This is a genomic window from Algibacillus agarilyticus (genome assembly GCF_003286125.1).
GTDB lineage: Bacteria > Pseudomonadota > Gammaproteobacteria > Enterobacterales > Alteromonadaceae > Algibacillus > Algibacillus agarilyticus.
Genome location: NZ_QMED01000001.1, coordinates 373,695 through 388,614, shown reverse-complemented (window position 1 = coordinate 388,614; position 14,920 = coordinate 373,695). Strand labels below are relative to the sequence as shown.

Genomic DNA, 14,920 nt, shown 5'->3' with positions numbered 1-14,920 from the left:
AACATGCAGCGTATATATTATGGATTAGGTGCGCTTTGTGCTAGTTCTCCTCTTTTAGCCGAAACGCCCACAATGGAAAGTGCCTTACCGACCCTATTACTTTCTTTATTGTTTGTGATCGCACTTATTTTTGTCATTGCGGCTGTTTTTAAACGTACTAGCTTATCGGCGATGCGGGTAAATGGCTTAAAGGTTGTTACTATGTTGCCTTTAAGCACGCGTGAAAAAATAATTGTGGTTGATGTTGATGGCCAACAATTATTATTAGGTGTGACTCAACACAATATTAGTTTATTAAAAGAGCTTGATGAACCTCTTACTACTCCTCAATCTAATTCGCCGTTGAACGAGGGATTTAAAAAAATATTCGAACAGGTAAAAAAACGTGATTAAATATCTTTTACTTGGCTTGTTTCTATTTATCCCCGATGCTTTTGCTGAGCAGGGGTTACCCGCTTTAACTTTAAATGAAAACCCTGACGGCAGTAAAGATTACACGATATCACTGCAAGTTTTAGGTATCATGACATTGCTGAGCTTTATTCCAGCAATGTTGATCATGATGACCTCTTTTACCCGAATCGTTATTGTTTTAGGGATTTTAAGGCAAGCTATCGGTTTGCAACAAGCTCCATCAAATCAAGTGATCATTGGTATCTCTCTTTTCATGACGTTTTTTATCATGGCGCCCGTTTTTGATGAAATTAATGTCACGGCGGTTCAACCCTATATTCAAGAAGAATTAACGGCTACCCAAGCATTCGATAAAGCTCAATTACCTTTAAGAGCTTTTATGTTAAGCCAAACTCGGGTTAAAGATATTGCCACGTTTGCTGAAATCGCCGGATATGAAACATTAAATGGACCTGAAGATGTGCCGATGAGTGTTTTGATCCCCGCTTTTATTACGAGTGAATTAAAAACCGCCTTTCAAATGGGCTTTATGATTTTTATTCCATTTTTGATCCTCGATTTAGTTGTTGCTTCGGTGCTAATGGCGATGGGTATGATGATGTTGTCGCCGATGATGGTTTCTTTACCTTTTAAACTTATGTTGTTTGTACTGGTTGATGGCTGGAATTTAACCATGGGTACATTAGCGACCAGTTTTGGAGTCGGTACTTAAATGACGGCTGAAACGTTTGTTGATATGTTACGCGATGCTATGTTTATGGTTATATTGTTAGTGTCGCTGATTATTGTGCCGAGTTTAGTCGTTGGTTTGATTGTCTCTATTTTTCAAGCCGCCACATCGATTAATGAACAAACATTGAGTTTTTTACCACGCTTAATCGTCACTCTGCTTGCTATTATTTATGGCGGAAATTGGGGGATTAATAAATTGATGGACTATACCATTGATATCTTTAACCGGATCCCCGAGGTTGTCGGTTAATGAACTTTGCCGTTGATGTCGTTTTGCAATGGCTTGCTGATATTTTACTGCCTTTTGTCAGAATATCGTCTTTGTTAGTGGTGATGATTGGCTTTGATGCTAAGCGTATTCCAACCCAACTTAAAGTCCTTTTTGCATTTACCGTTGCATTATTAATTGCCCCAGTTATTCCATCGCAGCCTTATACTGATATGTTATCCGTTCAAGGGTTTATATTGGTTGTGCAACAAATATTGTGGGGTGTTGCAATTGGTTTTGTTTCTCAAATATTTTTAAATACGTTTATTGTTGCAGGGCAAGTTGTTGCAACGCAAACCGGTTTAGGGTTTGCATCGTTAGTTGATCCGGTTAATGGCATTAATGTTGCGGCGGTTGGCCAGTTTTACTTAATTCTGGCGACGCTGATTTTTTGGGCTGTGGATGGTCACTTAACAATGATAAAAATGGTTGCGTTTAGTTTTGAAGCGTTTCCGATTGGTTCTGGTTGGGTTGATGTGAGTAATTATTGGAAAATAATAGAGTGGGGTAAGTGGTTATTTTTAGCGACGATTACCATGACTATTACCCCTGTAACGGCCATGTTAATTGTGAGTTTTACTTTTGGTGTGATGACACGAGCCGCTCCGCAACTTAATATTTTCTCGATTGGTTTTCCAATTACTCAAATTTCTGGTTTGATTGTTATTTGGTTAAGCATGTCGGCTTTTATGTTACATTTCGACACCATGTGGGCGTCGGCTTCATACTTAATGTGTGAAATTGCAGGTTGCCGTTGATGATGAGTAATTACGATGGCAGCTGAAAACGAAGGCAAAACCGAAGACCCCACGGAAAAAAAGAAATCCAAGTCCAGGGAAAAGGGGCAAGTTGCTCGGTCTAAAGAGCTTGCTACCTTTCTTCAACTTCTTGGTGCTGCAATATTTTTTCTGCTGTGGGGCGATTTTATTGCGGAAGGCATGTATAAAGTCATGAAAAAAGGGCTTACTTTTGAACAAGAAGATGCTTTTGATCCCTCTCGGATGTTCATTCGTTTAGAGGGTTTACTAGAACCCATTATCGTACCGTTACTTGCTTTTGCTGTTGTCATGTTATTGATTGGCGTTTTGAGTTCAATTGTTGTCGGCGGGTACAATTTTTCGATGCAAGCCGCGGCTCCTAAGTTTAATAAACTTAACCCTTTATCTGGCTTAAAACGCATGTTTGGTCCGCAAGGGCTCGTCGAATTGGTTAAATCATTAGCAAAGTTTGCGGTTATCGTGATTGCTGCCTATGTTTTGCTGGGGATTTACTTTGATCAATTAATGCATATTAATATTGAGCAAATTCCTAATAATATTAAAACAGCACTAGAGATCATCGTTTGGATATTTATTTGGTTAGCTTTTTCATTAATTATTGTCGCTATCATTGATGTACCTTACCAATTGCATAAACACACTGACTCATTAAAAATGACAAAACAAGAAGTTAAAGATGAACATAAAAATGCTGAGGGTGATCCTGTTATTAAGGGTAAGATACGGCAAAAAATGTTTCAAGCTTCGCAGCGTCGAATGATGTCTGAAGTGCCTAAAGCCGATGTCGTGGTAACTAATCCGACCCATTACGCTGTGGCTTTAAAGTATGACACAACAAAAAGCGCTGCACCTATTTTATTGGCCAAAGGTGGTGATGAAGTGGCTAGGCATATTCGGGATATTGCTGAAGCACATGATATTCCCATTTTATGTTCGCCGATGCTGGCTCGTTCAATTTATCACACCACCGAAATTGACAGTGAAATACCTGAAAAATTATTTTCAGCGGTCGCTCAAATTTTAGCTTATGTCTTTCAGCTAAAAGAATATCAAAAAGGTAAAGCTAAACGACCTAAAGAACCTAAAGCGACAAGCTTACCTATTCCGCCTGAAGTTCGTTATTAATAAAACCTTTATAAGTTCGTTAACATAAGTTGGCTTATGATTTGCTTAGCTTATTAAATCTATATTGAGAGTTAGAAATTTGACACATGCAGACTGGCCAATTATTTCAAAATTTTAAAGCGTTTGATTATCGCCGCATAAAAGGCCTCGGCGTAGCTGGTGTTGTATTGGCTATTTTAGCCATGGTTATTCTTCCTCTTCCTGCTTTTCTACTCGACATTCTTTTCACCTTTAACATTGCATTATCGATTGTTGTGATGCTAGTTGTCGTTTATGCCTTAAAACCGATGGATTTTGGTTCGTTTCCGACCGTTATTCTTATTGCTACGGTTTTACGGCTTGCCCTTAATGTGGCTTCAACTCGAATTGTCTTATTAGAAGGTCATTTAGGCGATGATGCGGCGGGTCAAGTTATTGCCGCTTTTGGTGAAGTAGTGATTGGTGGTAATTACGCTGTCGGTTTGGTCGTATTTGCTATCTTGATGATTATCAATTTTAAAGTCGTTACGGCCGGTGCAGGACGAATATCTGAAGTAAGTGCTCGCTTTACTCTCGATTCTATGCCCGGTAAGCAAATGGCGATCGATGCAGATTTAAATGCGGGTTTTATTACGCAAGAAGAAGCTGTTGAACGACGAAAAGAAGTGACTGATGAAGCCGATTTTTATGGGTCTATGGATGGTGCCAGTAAATTCGTCAAAGGTGATGCTATAGCCGGTTTATTAATTATGATCATTAATATAGCGGGTGGGTTATTAATTGGGATGATCCAATATGATCTTAACTTTAGTGATGCTATTGAAATTTACACCTTATTAACGATTGGCGATGGCTTAGTCGCTCAAATCCCTTCTTTATTACTTTCTGTTGCAACTGCCATTATTGTTACTCGTCAAAATGATTCAGTTGAATTAGGTGACCAGCTTTCAGATCAATTAGCCAAGCCTAAAGTGCTATATGTAGCCGCTAGCATTCTGGGTGTAATGGGGATTGTACCTGGCATGCCGCATTTTGCTTTTCTGTTGCTTGCTGCTTGTTTAGTGGGAGCCGGTTATTGGATGGGTAGAGATGTAGATACCACAAAGAAAGGCAAAGGCTCATTGATTAAGCGAGATTCGAAAGGTCAAGCTCTTGCCCCTAGTGATAATGCAAATGCGCCTATAGCGCCTGAACCGCAAGAAATAAGTTGGAATGACGTTCAACCAATGGATGTAATCGGCTTGGAAGTGGGCTATCGACTAATCCCATTAGTTGATAAAACACAAGGTGGTGAACTATTAAGTCGAATTAAAGGGGTGCGAAAAAAATTATCACAAGAATTAGGCTTTTTAGTGCCCCCTGTGCATATTCGTGACAACCTTGATTTGTCGCCTAATATCTATCGCATCTCATTAATGGGCGTTGTTGTGGGTGAAGCTGAAATTTATCATGATCGTGAAATGGCAATTAACCCTGGCCAAGTCTTTGGTGATATTCAAGGGATTAAAACCATTGACCCTGCATTTGGCTTAGAAGCCGTTTGGATTAATTTAGAACAACGAGAGCAAGCACAATCACTGGGCTATACGGTTGTTGATGCAGCGACAGTTGTCGCGACTCATTTGAGTCATTTGTTAACTAACCATGCTTCACAATTACTGGGTCATGAAGAAGCGCAAAACTTATTAGATATGTTGGCTAAAACGTATAGTAAGTTAGTTGATGGATTGGTGCCCGATACTATGTCATTATCTGCTATGGTTAAAGTATTACAAAACTTGTTGTTTGAAGGTGTTGCTATAAGAGATATGCGAACCATAGTGCAGACTTTGGTTGAGTATGCACCTAAGAGCCAAGATCCAGATGTATTGACTGCCGCAGTGCGTATTTCGCTGCGTAAATTGATTATTCAAGATATTTGTCAAGATTTACCCGATTTACCGGTTATTACATTAGTTCCTGAGCTGGAACAAATGTTGCATCAGTCGATGCAAGCCGCAGGGGCTGAAGGAGGTGGCATTGAACCCGGTTTAGCCGAACGTATTCAAACCGCTTTAATCGATGCTAGTCAGCAACAAGAAATGAATGGTGAACCCGCGGTACTATTGACTTCTGGCGTTTTACGTTCAGTATTAGCTCGGTTTACTAAGCATACCGTTTCAGGCTTACATGTATTGTCTTATCAAGAAATACCTGATGATAAGCAAATTCGAATTGTGAATTCGATAGGGCAATAAGTCAAAAAAATGACGTAGGAGTCAATTGTGAAAATTAAACGTTTTTTCGCTAAAGATATGCGAACAGCCCTTATTGATGTCAAGAATGAGCTTGGCGCAGATGCTGTTATCATGTCTAATACTAAGACTAGCGAAGGAATTGAAATTGTTGCTGCTGTTGATGACAATATCGATGCACCTGTTCAAGTACGGCCATCCGCGACTGCTTCTGTCAAAAAAACGGCGCAACCTTTTAATGAACAGGCTAATAATCCTGCGTCAGTGCCAAAAAAACGTCACAATACGCATTTCGATGATGAATTAGATGATCGGATAAGCTCGCATTTTTCTCAAGGCGAAGACCTTAACGAAGATGAAGTTGCTGATTCGCTCAAAGCTTTACTGCAGCGTCAAAATAAAAAACTGCATGACGGTTTAAAAAAAGCCAAAGAGTCAACCGCACAGCCAAATCAACATGCTTTTCAACAACCGACTCACTCTGCACAAATACCAACGCAAGCCGAAAAGTTTGCTCAATTTACCGCTAATAAAATACCTTCTTCGACACCAACCCCGCCTGAAACCAATACGTCAAATAACAGCGAAGAACTCTTAGAAATGAAAAGAGAGATGGCTGAAATGAGAAAGTTAATGGAACATCAGGTCTCTGGTTTGATGTGGCAAGAAATGGCAAGAAAAGAACCTATCAGAGCTTATTTAGTTGATAGACTCAATAAAATGGGTATTGCTAATGATGTTGCTGATCAAGTTGCTTGTTTTATACCGGAAGAGCTTGACCAAGCAGATGCATGGGAAAACGCTTTAGAATTGCTTGCAGGACAAATCAACGTTACCAACAACGATATAATACGCCGCGGTGGTGTTGTTGCTTTGTTAGGCCCTACAGGCGTTGGAAAAACAACGACCATTGCAAAATTGGCGGCACACTTTGCTCAACAGCACGGGAGTGATCAAATCGCCATGATCACCACAGATACATTCCGAATTGGTGCTCATGAGCAGCTGCAAACTTACGCTAAAATTTTAGGTTGCCCTTGTAAGATAGTACAAGATAAAGACGATTTAACGGAAACATTACACCAGCTGCGGCACAAAAAATTAGTTTTAGTCGACACTGCAGGTGTGGGTCAAAGGGATGTGCGCTTAGCTGCACATCTTGAAACACTCATGACGACTTCATCAATTAAAGTACGTAGTTATTTAGTTTTACAATCAACCGCTCAGCGTCGGGTTATGCAAGAGGCTATTGAACGTTTTAAACAAATACCGATAACCGGCTGTATTTTTACTAAAATTGATGAATGTACCAGTTTGGGTGAAATTGTGAGTGTCGCAATACAAAATGCATTACCAATAGCTTATTTAAGCGAAGGGCAAAGGGTTCCAGAGGATTTACGGGTGGCTGAGGCGAAGTTTTTAATTGAAAAAACAGCTCATTTAATGAGCGAACGAAATATTTCTCAGTCAAATTGGTTTACAGATGACAGCTTACAGCCTATATATAAATAGAATTTATGAATAATATTAATCAGTTAGGCGATCAGGCAAACGGCCTTCGTAACATGAAAAAAGACGATAAAGTAAAAGTTATTGCAGTAACCGGTGGAAAAGGAGGTGTTGGTAAAAGTAACGTCTCCTTAAATCTAGCCGTTTCATTAGCGCAGAAAGGCAAACGTGTGTTGGTATTTGATGCCGATCTAGGGTTGGCTAATCTAGACGTTATGTTAGGCGTGCGGGTTACAAAAAATTTATCACACCTATTAGCTGGTGAATGTGAGCTACAAGATATTTTGGTAAAAGGTCCATTTGGTATTACTATCGTTCCTGCAACGTCAGGCACTAAGAATATGGTAGAGTTGACACCAAATGAACATGCAGGATTAATTCGCGCTTTCAGTGAGTTAGAACAACAATTTGATGTATTAATTGTTGATACAGCCGCCGGAATCTCAGATATGGTGCTAAGCTTTGCTAGAGCGGCTCAAGATGTATTGGTTGTTGTTTGTGATGAACCTACGTCTATAACAGATGCTTACGCGTTAATAAAAGTCTTGAATCGGGAATACGGGTTGTTCCGTTTTAAAATCGTAGCAAACATGGTACGCTCGCTGAGAGAGGGTCAGGAACTCTTTGCTAAACTGTCTAAAGTGTCCGATCGCTTTTTAGATGTTGCGATTGAGCTCGTTGCGATTGTTCCATTTGATGAAAATGTAAGAAAAGCAGTAAGAAAGCAAAAAACAGTTGTTGATGCTTTTCCTAAGTCGCCAGCTTCGATTGCATTTAAAACACTTGCAAATCGAGCTGCGAATTGGCCCGTACCTGATACTGCTGGTGGGCATTTAGAATTTTTTATTGAACAGTTGATTTTACCAGAAGCATAAGGTGTAAACGTGAATAAAGCAGCTGCTTATCAATCTGTAGACCAAAAACAGACGCTTGTAGAAATGCACGCGGGGCTAGTTAAGCGTATTGCGCATCATATGATGGTCAGATTACCTGCTAGCGTTATTGTTGATGATTTAATCCAAGCTGGCATGATTGGTTTATTAGAAGCCTCGCGCAACTTTGATGCAACTAAAGGTGCTAGTTTTGAAACGTTTGCTGGCATCCGGATCCGGGGTTCGATGTTAGACGAAATCAGACGAGGTGATTGGGCTCCTCGATCTGTGCATAAAAATAGTCGTATGATTGCGGCTGCCATTGCCACGGTTGAAAGAGAAACCGGGCGAGATGCAAGAGATTCTGATGTAGCAAACAAACTACAGATCGGGCTTGACGAATACCACCAAATGCTTAACGATGTAAGCAGTGGCAAAATAATTGGAATTGAAGATCTTGGGGTTACTGAAGATGTACTTGGTAATCACGAAGAAGGGCTTGATGAGCCTTACGGTCACATTGAGCACGGCGCTTTTCAACAGTCTCTAGCAGCTGCAATAAAAACATTGCCTGAAAGAGAGGCACTAACACTTTCATTATACTATGATGAAGAATTAAACCTAAAAGAAATAGGTGCCGTACTGAATGTCAGCGAATCTAGAGTTAGTCAAATACATAGCCAAGCTATGCATAGATTAAAGAGTCGTATGGTTTCTTGGCAAACCTAACTATTTGTTTAGCACAAAACCTTAACTGGAGAATGCTTTGAATACTAATATGAAAGTTCTTGTTGTTGATGATTTCTCTACAATGAGACGTATTATTAAAAATTTACTTCGTGACTTAGGCTTTACTAATGTTCAGGAAGCAGATGATGGAGCAACAGCTTTGCCGATGTTGCAAAATGGTGATTTCGAATTTGTTGTTACAGATTGGAATATGCCTGGAATGCAAGGCATTGATTTACTTCGTGCTATTCGAGCTGATGACCGTTTAAAACATATCCCTGTTTTAATGGTTACTGCTGAAGCTAAAAAAGAGCAAATTATTGCAGCTGCGCAAGCGGGCGTAAATGGTTATATTGTTAAACCTTTTACTGCGGCTACGCTTAAGGAAAAACTAGAAAAAGTCTTTGAACGTTTAGGTTAGTTCGCCCTCATAACTGGAGAATAAACTTTGAGTTCAAAAATTCCTTATATAAGCCTCGAAATGGCTAAAGACCTTGTCACTTTATTGGAGCAAGGCGATATTGATGCTGCAAATTTAATTGTGGAAGAGTGCTCTAAAGCAGCATCTGAAGAGTTATTTGCTGAAGTCGGTAAGCTGACTCGGCAGTTACACGATTCTCTTCAAGATTTTCAGTTAGACTCCCGTATTGCGAATTTAGCTAACGAAGATATTCCAGACGCACAAAATAGACTTGCATACGTCATTGAAATGACTGAAAACGCAGCCAATAAAACGATGGATGCGGTCGAAGCCAGTATTCCGGTAGCTGAAAATTTAAGCAGTAATATTAAAACTGTGATCCCTTCTTGGGATAAGTTAATGAGTAGGCAAATAAGCTTACAAGAATTTAAAGAATTATGTTATTCCGTCGATGACATACTTAAGAAAGTTGATGGTGATTCAGATCAGCTCCGAGTTCATCTGAATGAAGTATTAATGGCTCAAGATTTTCAAGATTTAACCGGTCAGGTTATTCGCAGAGTTATTGACTTAGTGCGAGAAGTCGAAGATAACTTGATCCATTTACTCACCGTTTTTGGTTCACCCCCTGAAACCTTGATAGAAGAAGAAAAATCAAAATCAGGCTTAAATGAAAAAGCTGAAGGGCCAATCATTGATGCTGAAGAGCGTGCTGACGTTGTGTCAGATCAAGATGATGTTGATGATTTATTGTCAAGTTTAGGTTTCTAAAAGAAGGAAGGTTTCATGGCCTTTGAAGTAGATGAAGATATATTGCAGGACTTTTTAGTTGAAGCTGGAGAAATTCTAGAACTGCTTTCTGAGCAGCTTGTTGAATTAGAAAATAATCCAGAAGATGCTGATTTATTAAATGCGATATTTCGTGGTTTTCATACCGTTAAAGGTGGAGCAGGCTTCTTATCTTTAACGACGTTAGTCGACGCTTGCCATGGTGCGGAGAATGTATTTGATATTTTAAGAAATGGACAACGCTCAGTTACCTCTGAGTTAATGGACGTTATATTACAAACTTTAGATACTATTAATGAAATGTTTGCTGTCGTTAAAGCGCGTGGTGAACCTGATGCCGCAGATCCTGCTTTATTAGAAGCCTTACATCGCTTTTGCCTTGAAGATTCAGCTGCCCCTGAGCCTGTTGATATTCCAGAACCCGTTTCGATACCTGAGCCAATAGCGCCTGAACCTGAAATTTTTGATTCACCCGCTAGCTCACCAATGATTGGTGGTTCAGATGATTCAAGCATAGATGAGATCACGGATGATGAATTTGAAGCATTATTAGATGAATTGCATGGCTCTGGTAACGCCCCTACGGTGCAACCTGCTTCTGCCGAGTCTGCTCCCGCTTCAGCATCAAGTCCCGATATCAGTACTTTTTCCGGTGGTGATGAAGATATATCGGATGATGAATTTGAAGCTCTTCTTGATGAGTTACATGGTAAAGGTCAGTTCTCAACTGCCGCTGAGAATACGCCTCAATCGTCAGCTCCACCAAGCGCGCCCGCTACTTCCGCTGTTGCTTCAACGTCTAGTGATGATATATCGGATGATGAATTTGAAAGTTTGCTTGATGAGCTCCATGGTAAAGGCAAAGCACCTCAAAGTGTGACGCCAGTAGAAAACGCGCCACCTAAAGTTGAGCCACCTAAAAAAGAAGAACCGAAAACTGAATCGCCTAAAGCCGAAGCTCCTTCTCCAGCTGCAGCACCTTCTGCGCCACCGACACCTGCTTCAGCACCACCTAAACCTGTAGCTAGCAATTCTCCAGCGCCTGTCGCTGCTAAACCTGCAGAGAAAAAGAAAGCCGCGACACCACCGCCGGCTCAAGAAACAACGGTTAGGGTTGATACTTCTCGTCTAGATCAGATTATGAATATGGTTGGTGAACTGGTTTTAGTTCGTAATCGTTTAGTTAGCTTAGCGACAGAAGCCGATGAGCGTATGTCGAAAGCGATAGCTAATCTTGATGTCGTAACGGGTGACCTGCAAGGCGCTGTTATGAAAACACGCATGCAACCGATTAAGAAGGTTTTTGGCCGATTTCCTCGGGTTGTACGTGATTTAGCTCGCTCTTTAAATAAAGAAATATCTCTTGAGCTGGAAGGTGAAGAAACTGATTTAGATAAAAATTTAGTTGAAGCGCTTGCTGATCCTCTTGTGCATTTAGTACGTAATTCCGTTGACCATGGCATTGAAATGCCAGATGTTAGAGAGTCAAACGGTAAACCGCGGTGTGGCATTGTTAAATTAAGTGCCTCACAAGAAGGTGATCATATCTTGTTAACCATCACAGATGATGGTGCAGGTATGGACCCAGAGAAGCTTAAAAATATTGCAATCTCCAAAGGTATTTTAGATACCGATGCTGCGGGCCGTTTAAGTGATAATGAAGCTTATAATCTAATTTTTGCGCCAGGATTTTCAACTAAAGCCGAAATATCTGATATATCCGGCCGTGGCGTTGGCATGGATGTTGTTAAAACAAAAATAACTCAACTCAATGGTTCCGTTAATATTGACTCTGAACTCGGTTCAGGTACGAAATTAGAAATCAAAGTACCATTAACCTTAGCCATTTTGCCAACATTAATGGTGGTTATTGCTGAGCAAACCTTTGCCTTACCGCTTGCCGCCGTGAGTGAAATCATCAATTTAGATTTGAATAAAACAAATACGGTTGATGGTCAGTTAACCATGATTGTGAGACAAAAAGCGATACCGTTGTTTTATTTAGAAAAATGGTTGAATCGTTTAGGTGTTGATAGCAGTGTTGAGGGTGAAGGGCATGTTGTTGTTGTTCAACTTGGTGCAGATAAGCAAATTGGATTTGTTGTAGATTCTTTAATTGGCCAAGAAGAAGTCGTGATTAAGCCGCTTGATGCATTATTACAAGGCACTCCTGGCATGGCCGGCGCAACTATAACCAGTGATGGTGGAATAGCATTAATTATCGATATCCCTAGTTTATTAAAACATTACGCAACTCGCAGAGCGTAGTTAAACAACAAAGAAACGAGAAATTATGACCATTAAGGTTTTAGTTGTAGATGACTCTAGTTTTTTTCGCCGCAGAGTTTCAGAGATTATTGAGCAAGACTCAGAACTTTCTGTTGTGGGAACCGCTAAAGATGGCAAAGAGGCGATTGAACAAGCGCTAACTTTACAACCCGATGTGATCACTATGGATGTTGAAATGCCAGTGTTGGATGGTATTTCTGCAGTCCGAGAAATAATGTCTAAACAGCCTACGGCTATTTTGATGTTTTCTTCATTAACACATGATGGAGCTAAAGCAACACTTGATGCATTAGATGCGGGAGCGCTAGACTTTTTACCTAAGAAATTTGAAGATATAGCACGTAATCGTAATGATGCCGTTGAATTATTACAAAACAGAATTAAACAACTGGGTAAGTACCGAGGTTATTTTAAAAAACCGTTAAAAGTCATTACCCCAGTTCAGCGCTCAACACCTGAAAAAACCGTTACGCCCGTTGTTTCTAATAGAACACGACCTTCTCAAACGACGACGGTCAAACCACGTATCGCGCCGGTTGCGAAAAGCAAAATTGTTGCGATTACTAAAAGAAAACCCAAAAAAGATAAAACTTACAAAGTCGTGGCTATTGGGACATCAACAGGTGGACCTGTCGCTTTGCAAAAGGTGTTAGTTGATATTCCGGCTAATTTCCCTGTTCCAATTCTTTTAGTTCAGCATATGCCAGCAGCGTTTACACCTGCGTTTGCTAATCGATTAAATACCTTGTGCAAAATAAATGTAAAAGAAGCGACTAATGGCGACATTTTAAAACCTGGTACCGCTTATTTAGCGCCTGGTGGATCGCAAATGATTTTAGAAGGTCGAAGCACACAAAGTAAGCTGAAAGTGATGGTTGATGATAGCGATCGCTTAACTTATAAACCGAGTGTCGATTTAACATTTGGTTCTGTGGCAAAAGTGTATGGCGAATCAACTTTAGCTATCGTGTTAACCGGGATGGGAGCTGATGGTCGAGAGGGTTGTCGTTTATTAAAAGAGTCAAATGCGTCTATCTGGACACAAGATGAAGCATCGTGTGTTGTTTATGGTATGCCTCAAGCGGTAGCCGCTGCTGGTTTATCTGAAGAAACTGTTTCAATAAAAGATTTAAGTCAGCGTATAATTACTGAATTAGGTATGTAGTAAAGTTAGGTAGATATTGTGGTAATTTGGACTGTCGCTAACCAAAAAGGTGGTGTAGGTAAAACAACGTCGACAGTAACCTTAGGGGGCTTGTTAGCGCAAAGAGGGCATCGTGTATTATTAGTGGATACTGATCCGCATGCCTCGTTAACATACTATTTTGGTATCGACTCTGAAGAGCTTGATAACAGTGTGTTTGATATTTTTATTCAAGGTAAAAATATCAAAAAAGAGCAGGTGTTTCAGGCGCTTTGCCCTTCGACCATTGAGAATCTTGATATATTACCAGCCACAATGGCTTTGGCTACATTAGACCGTCGTCTTGGTAATCAAGGTGGCATGGGCTTAATTCTTAAAAATGCTTTGGATTTAATCGCGAGTGAATATGATTATGTGCTAATTGATTGCCCGCCTGTACTTGGCGTCTTAATGGTTAATGCATTAGCGGCTTGTCAGCGTATTTTAATGCCTGTTCAAACTGAGTTTTTAGCATTAAAAGGGTTAGACCGTATGTTAAGAACATTACAGTTAATGAAACGGTCAAAACAAAAAGAATATCAATACACAATTATACCAACCATGTTTGATAAACGAACGCGTGCTTCTTTGGAGGCATATAAAGAACTGAAACGTTTATATGCTGACGCCGTTTGGTCAAGTGTTATCCCTATCGACACTAAATTTAGAGACGCGAGTTTTCAACAATTACCACCCTCTGTCTATGCACCAAAGTCGAGAGGTGTTTTTTCTTATAATACGCTGTTAACTTATTTGATGCAGCTTGATGGTTAAGTGATGAGTAAACATTTATTTGCGAGTGAGAAAGTGATGGAGGATTATCTTTCAGCTTTATTGACTGAAGATCCGATCCCTCAACCACAAGTCTCTACTGCACCTGAAAAACCAAAAACAATCGCAGTTAAAGTAGCTGAAAAGTTACATGACTCAGAACCTGAAAATCCAGTTGCTAAGTTATTTGAAGAAGCTAAAAATCGACAATATGAACAAGATTTTGATGTTGTTGAAAAGGTACCTGCTCCTGCCCCGGTAGTGGCGCCAAAAGTAAATGTTGATACCTTAACGAAGCCGGTTGTCAACACTAAGTTAGCTACCCAAACGGTCAGCCATGAACCGCCGAAAAAAGTGACGCCGCCAGAGCCATATCGCGTTGGCGATTTCCAAGCGTTATATTTTGAAGTTGCTGGCTTAATTTTAGCCGTTCCTTTAACTGAGCTAGGAGGTATTCATAATTTAGAGAAAATGAACTCTTTGTTTGGTAAACCTAATTGGTTTCTAGGGGTTATGGTTCACCGAAAACAAAAATTAAATGTAGTAGATACGGCTCGTTGGGTTATGCCTGACAAATATGATGCTAAACTAGAAGAGTCTCTTAATTATCGATACCTCATTATGCTAGGTGATAGTGGATGGGGATTAGCCTGTGAATCACTTGTTAATACGATCACGTTAAAGCAATCAGATGTTAAATGGCGCCAAAGTGAAGGGAAAAGACCTTGGCTTGCGGGGCTAGTAAAAGAAAAAATGTGTGCCTTACTTAATGTTGAGCAGTTAATTGACTTGCTAGAACAAGGTTTAGGTAGTTAAATTATAAATA

The 14,920-nt window shown here is 40.1% G+C and carries 15 protein-coding genes; all 15 read left to right on the top strand.

Annotated features, from left to right (window positions below; genetic code table 11):
- The first annotated feature begins 3 nt into the window (after window positions 1-3).
- The 15 genes from fliO (at window position 4) to DPX34_RS01720 (ending at window position 14,910) form a co-directional block, all read left to right on the top strand.
- A complete protein-coding gene (gene fliO / locus DPX34_RS01790) occupies window positions 4-393 on the top strand; it encodes a flagellar biosynthetic protein FliO (RefSeq protein WP_111976683.1) in 390 nt (129 codons plus the stop codon).
- Window positions 386-1,126 (top strand): flagellar type III secretion system pore protein FliP, encoded by a 741-nt coding sequence (fliP, locus tag DPX34_RS01785; RefSeq protein ID WP_111976682.1) that lies wholly within the window; start codon window positions 386-388, stop codon window positions 1,124-1,126. Before fliO ends, fliP begins: the two co-directional genes overlap by 8 nt.
- Window positions 1,127-1,396 carry a flagellar biosynthesis protein FliQ gene (gene fliQ / locus DPX34_RS01780; RefSeq protein ID WP_111976681.1) on the top strand — a complete coding sequence of 90 codons (270 nt, stop codon included), beginning with the start codon at window positions 1,127-1,129 and terminating at the stop codon, window positions 1,394-1,396.
- Entirely contained in the window at window positions 1,396-2,172 is a 777-nt protein-coding gene (gene fliR, locus DPX34_RS01775) for a flagellar biosynthetic protein FliR (protein WP_111976680.1), read from the top strand. The genes fliQ and fliR overlap by 1 nt, the downstream gene beginning before the upstream one ends.
- Window positions 2,173-2,187: 15 nt before the next feature.
- Complete coding sequence (flhB, locus tag DPX34_RS01770) at window positions 2,188-3,318, top strand: flagellar biosynthesis protein FlhB (protein WP_111976679.1); 1,131 nt, start codon at window positions 2,188-2,190, stop codon at window positions 3,316-3,318.
- 86 nt (window positions 3,319-3,404) lie between these two features.
- Complete coding sequence (gene flhA, locus DPX34_RS01765) at window positions 3,405-5,534, top strand: flagellar biosynthesis protein FlhA (protein ID WP_111976678.1); 2,130 nt, start codon at window positions 3,405-3,407, stop codon at window positions 5,532-5,534.
- 27 nt (window positions 5,535-5,561) lie between these two features.
- On the top strand, window positions 5,562-7,043 hold the full coding sequence (flhF, locus tag DPX34_RS01760) for a flagellar biosynthesis GTPase FlhF (protein WP_111976677.1): 1,482 nt from the start codon (window positions 5,562-5,564) through the stop codon (window positions 7,041-7,043).
- A 5-nt stretch (window positions 7,044-7,048) separates the two neighbouring features.
- A complete protein-coding gene (locus tag DPX34_RS01755) occupies window positions 7,049-7,915 on the top strand; it encodes a MinD/ParA family protein (RefSeq protein WP_111976676.1) in 867 nt (288 codons plus the stop codon).
- 9 nt (window positions 7,916-7,924) lie between these two features.
- Entirely contained in the window at window positions 7,925-8,641 is a 717-nt protein-coding gene (locus tag DPX34_RS01750; RefSeq protein WP_111976675.1) for an RNA polymerase sigma factor FliA, read from the top strand.
- Between the two features lie 37 nt (window positions 8,642-8,678).
- Complete coding sequence (gene cheY, locus DPX34_RS01745) at window positions 8,679-9,062, top strand: chemotaxis response regulator CheY (RefSeq protein ID WP_111976674.1); 384 nt, start codon at window positions 8,679-8,681, stop codon at window positions 9,060-9,062.
- A gap of 60 nt (window positions 9,063-9,122) precedes the next feature.
- Window positions 9,123-9,833: a protein phosphatase CheZ gene (locus DPX34_RS01740; RefSeq protein ID WP_111976673.1), complete on the top strand. Its 711-nt coding sequence runs from the start codon at window positions 9,123-9,125 to the stop codon at window positions 9,831-9,833.
- 15 nt (window positions 9,834-9,848) lie between these two features.
- Window positions 9,849-12,119 (top strand): chemotaxis protein CheA, encoded by a 2,271-nt coding sequence (locus tag DPX34_RS01735; protein WP_111976672.1) that lies wholly within the window; start codon window positions 9,849-9,851, stop codon window positions 12,117-12,119.
- Between the two features lie 25 nt (window positions 12,120-12,144).
- Window positions 12,145-13,305, top strand: coding sequence for a protein-glutamate methylesterase/protein-glutamine glutaminase (locus DPX34_RS01730; protein ID WP_111976671.1), 1,161 nt, complete (start codon window positions 12,145-12,147; stop codon window positions 13,303-13,305).
- A gap of 18 nt (window positions 13,306-13,323) precedes the next feature.
- The gene (locus DPX34_RS01725; RefSeq protein ID WP_111976670.1) at window positions 13,324-14,097 is read left to right on the top strand and encodes a ParA family protein; all 774 of its coding nucleotides are present in this window, start codon (window positions 13,324-13,326) and stop codon (window positions 14,095-14,097) included.
- 3 nt (window positions 14,098-14,100) lie between these two features.
- Complete coding sequence (locus DPX34_RS01720; protein ID WP_111976669.1) at window positions 14,101-14,910, top strand: chemotaxis protein CheW; 810 nt, start codon at window positions 14,101-14,103, stop codon at window positions 14,908-14,910.
- Window positions 14,911-14,920 lie beyond the last annotated feature (10 nt).

What these genes read in the sequence shown, in the direction of transcription:
- fliO (WP_111976683.1), top strand. Translation starts at nt 4, where the DNA reads ATGCAGCGTATATATTATGGATTAGGTGCGCTTTGTGCTAGTTCTCCT.
- fliQ (WP_111976681.1), top strand. Translation starts at nt 1,127, where the DNA reads ATGACGGCTGAAACGTTTGTTGATATGTTACGCGATGCTATGTTTATG.
- fliR (WP_111976680.1), top strand. Translation starts at nt 1,396, where the DNA reads ATGAACTTTGCCGTTGATGTCGTTTTGCAATGGCTTGCTGATATTTTA.
- flhB (WP_111976679.1), top strand. Translation starts at nt 2,188, where the DNA reads ATGGCAGCTGAAAACGAAGGCAAAACCGAAGACCCCACGGAAAAAAAG.
- flhA (WP_111976678.1), top strand. Translation starts at nt 3,405, where the DNA reads ATGCAGACTGGCCAATTATTTCAAAATTTTAAAGCGTTTGATTATCGC.
- DPX34_RS01755 (WP_111976676.1), top strand. Translation starts at nt 7,049, where the DNA reads ATGAATAATATTAATCAGTTAGGCGATCAGGCAAACGGCCTTCGTAAC.
- DPX34_RS01740 (WP_111976673.1), top strand. Translation starts at nt 9,123, where the DNA reads ATGGCTAAAGACCTTGTCACTTTATTGGAGCAAGGCGATATTGATGCT.
- DPX34_RS01735 (WP_111976672.1), top strand. Translation starts at nt 9,849, where the DNA reads ATGGCCTTTGAAGTAGATGAAGATATATTGCAGGACTTTTTAGTTGAA.
- DPX34_RS01730 (WP_111976671.1), top strand. Translation starts at nt 12,145, where the DNA reads ATGACCATTAAGGTTTTAGTTGTAGATGACTCTAGTTTTTTTCGCCGC.
- DPX34_RS01720 (WP_111976669.1), top strand. Translation starts at nt 14,101, where the DNA reads ATGAGTAAACATTTATTTGCGAGTGAGAAAGTGATGGAGGATTATCTT.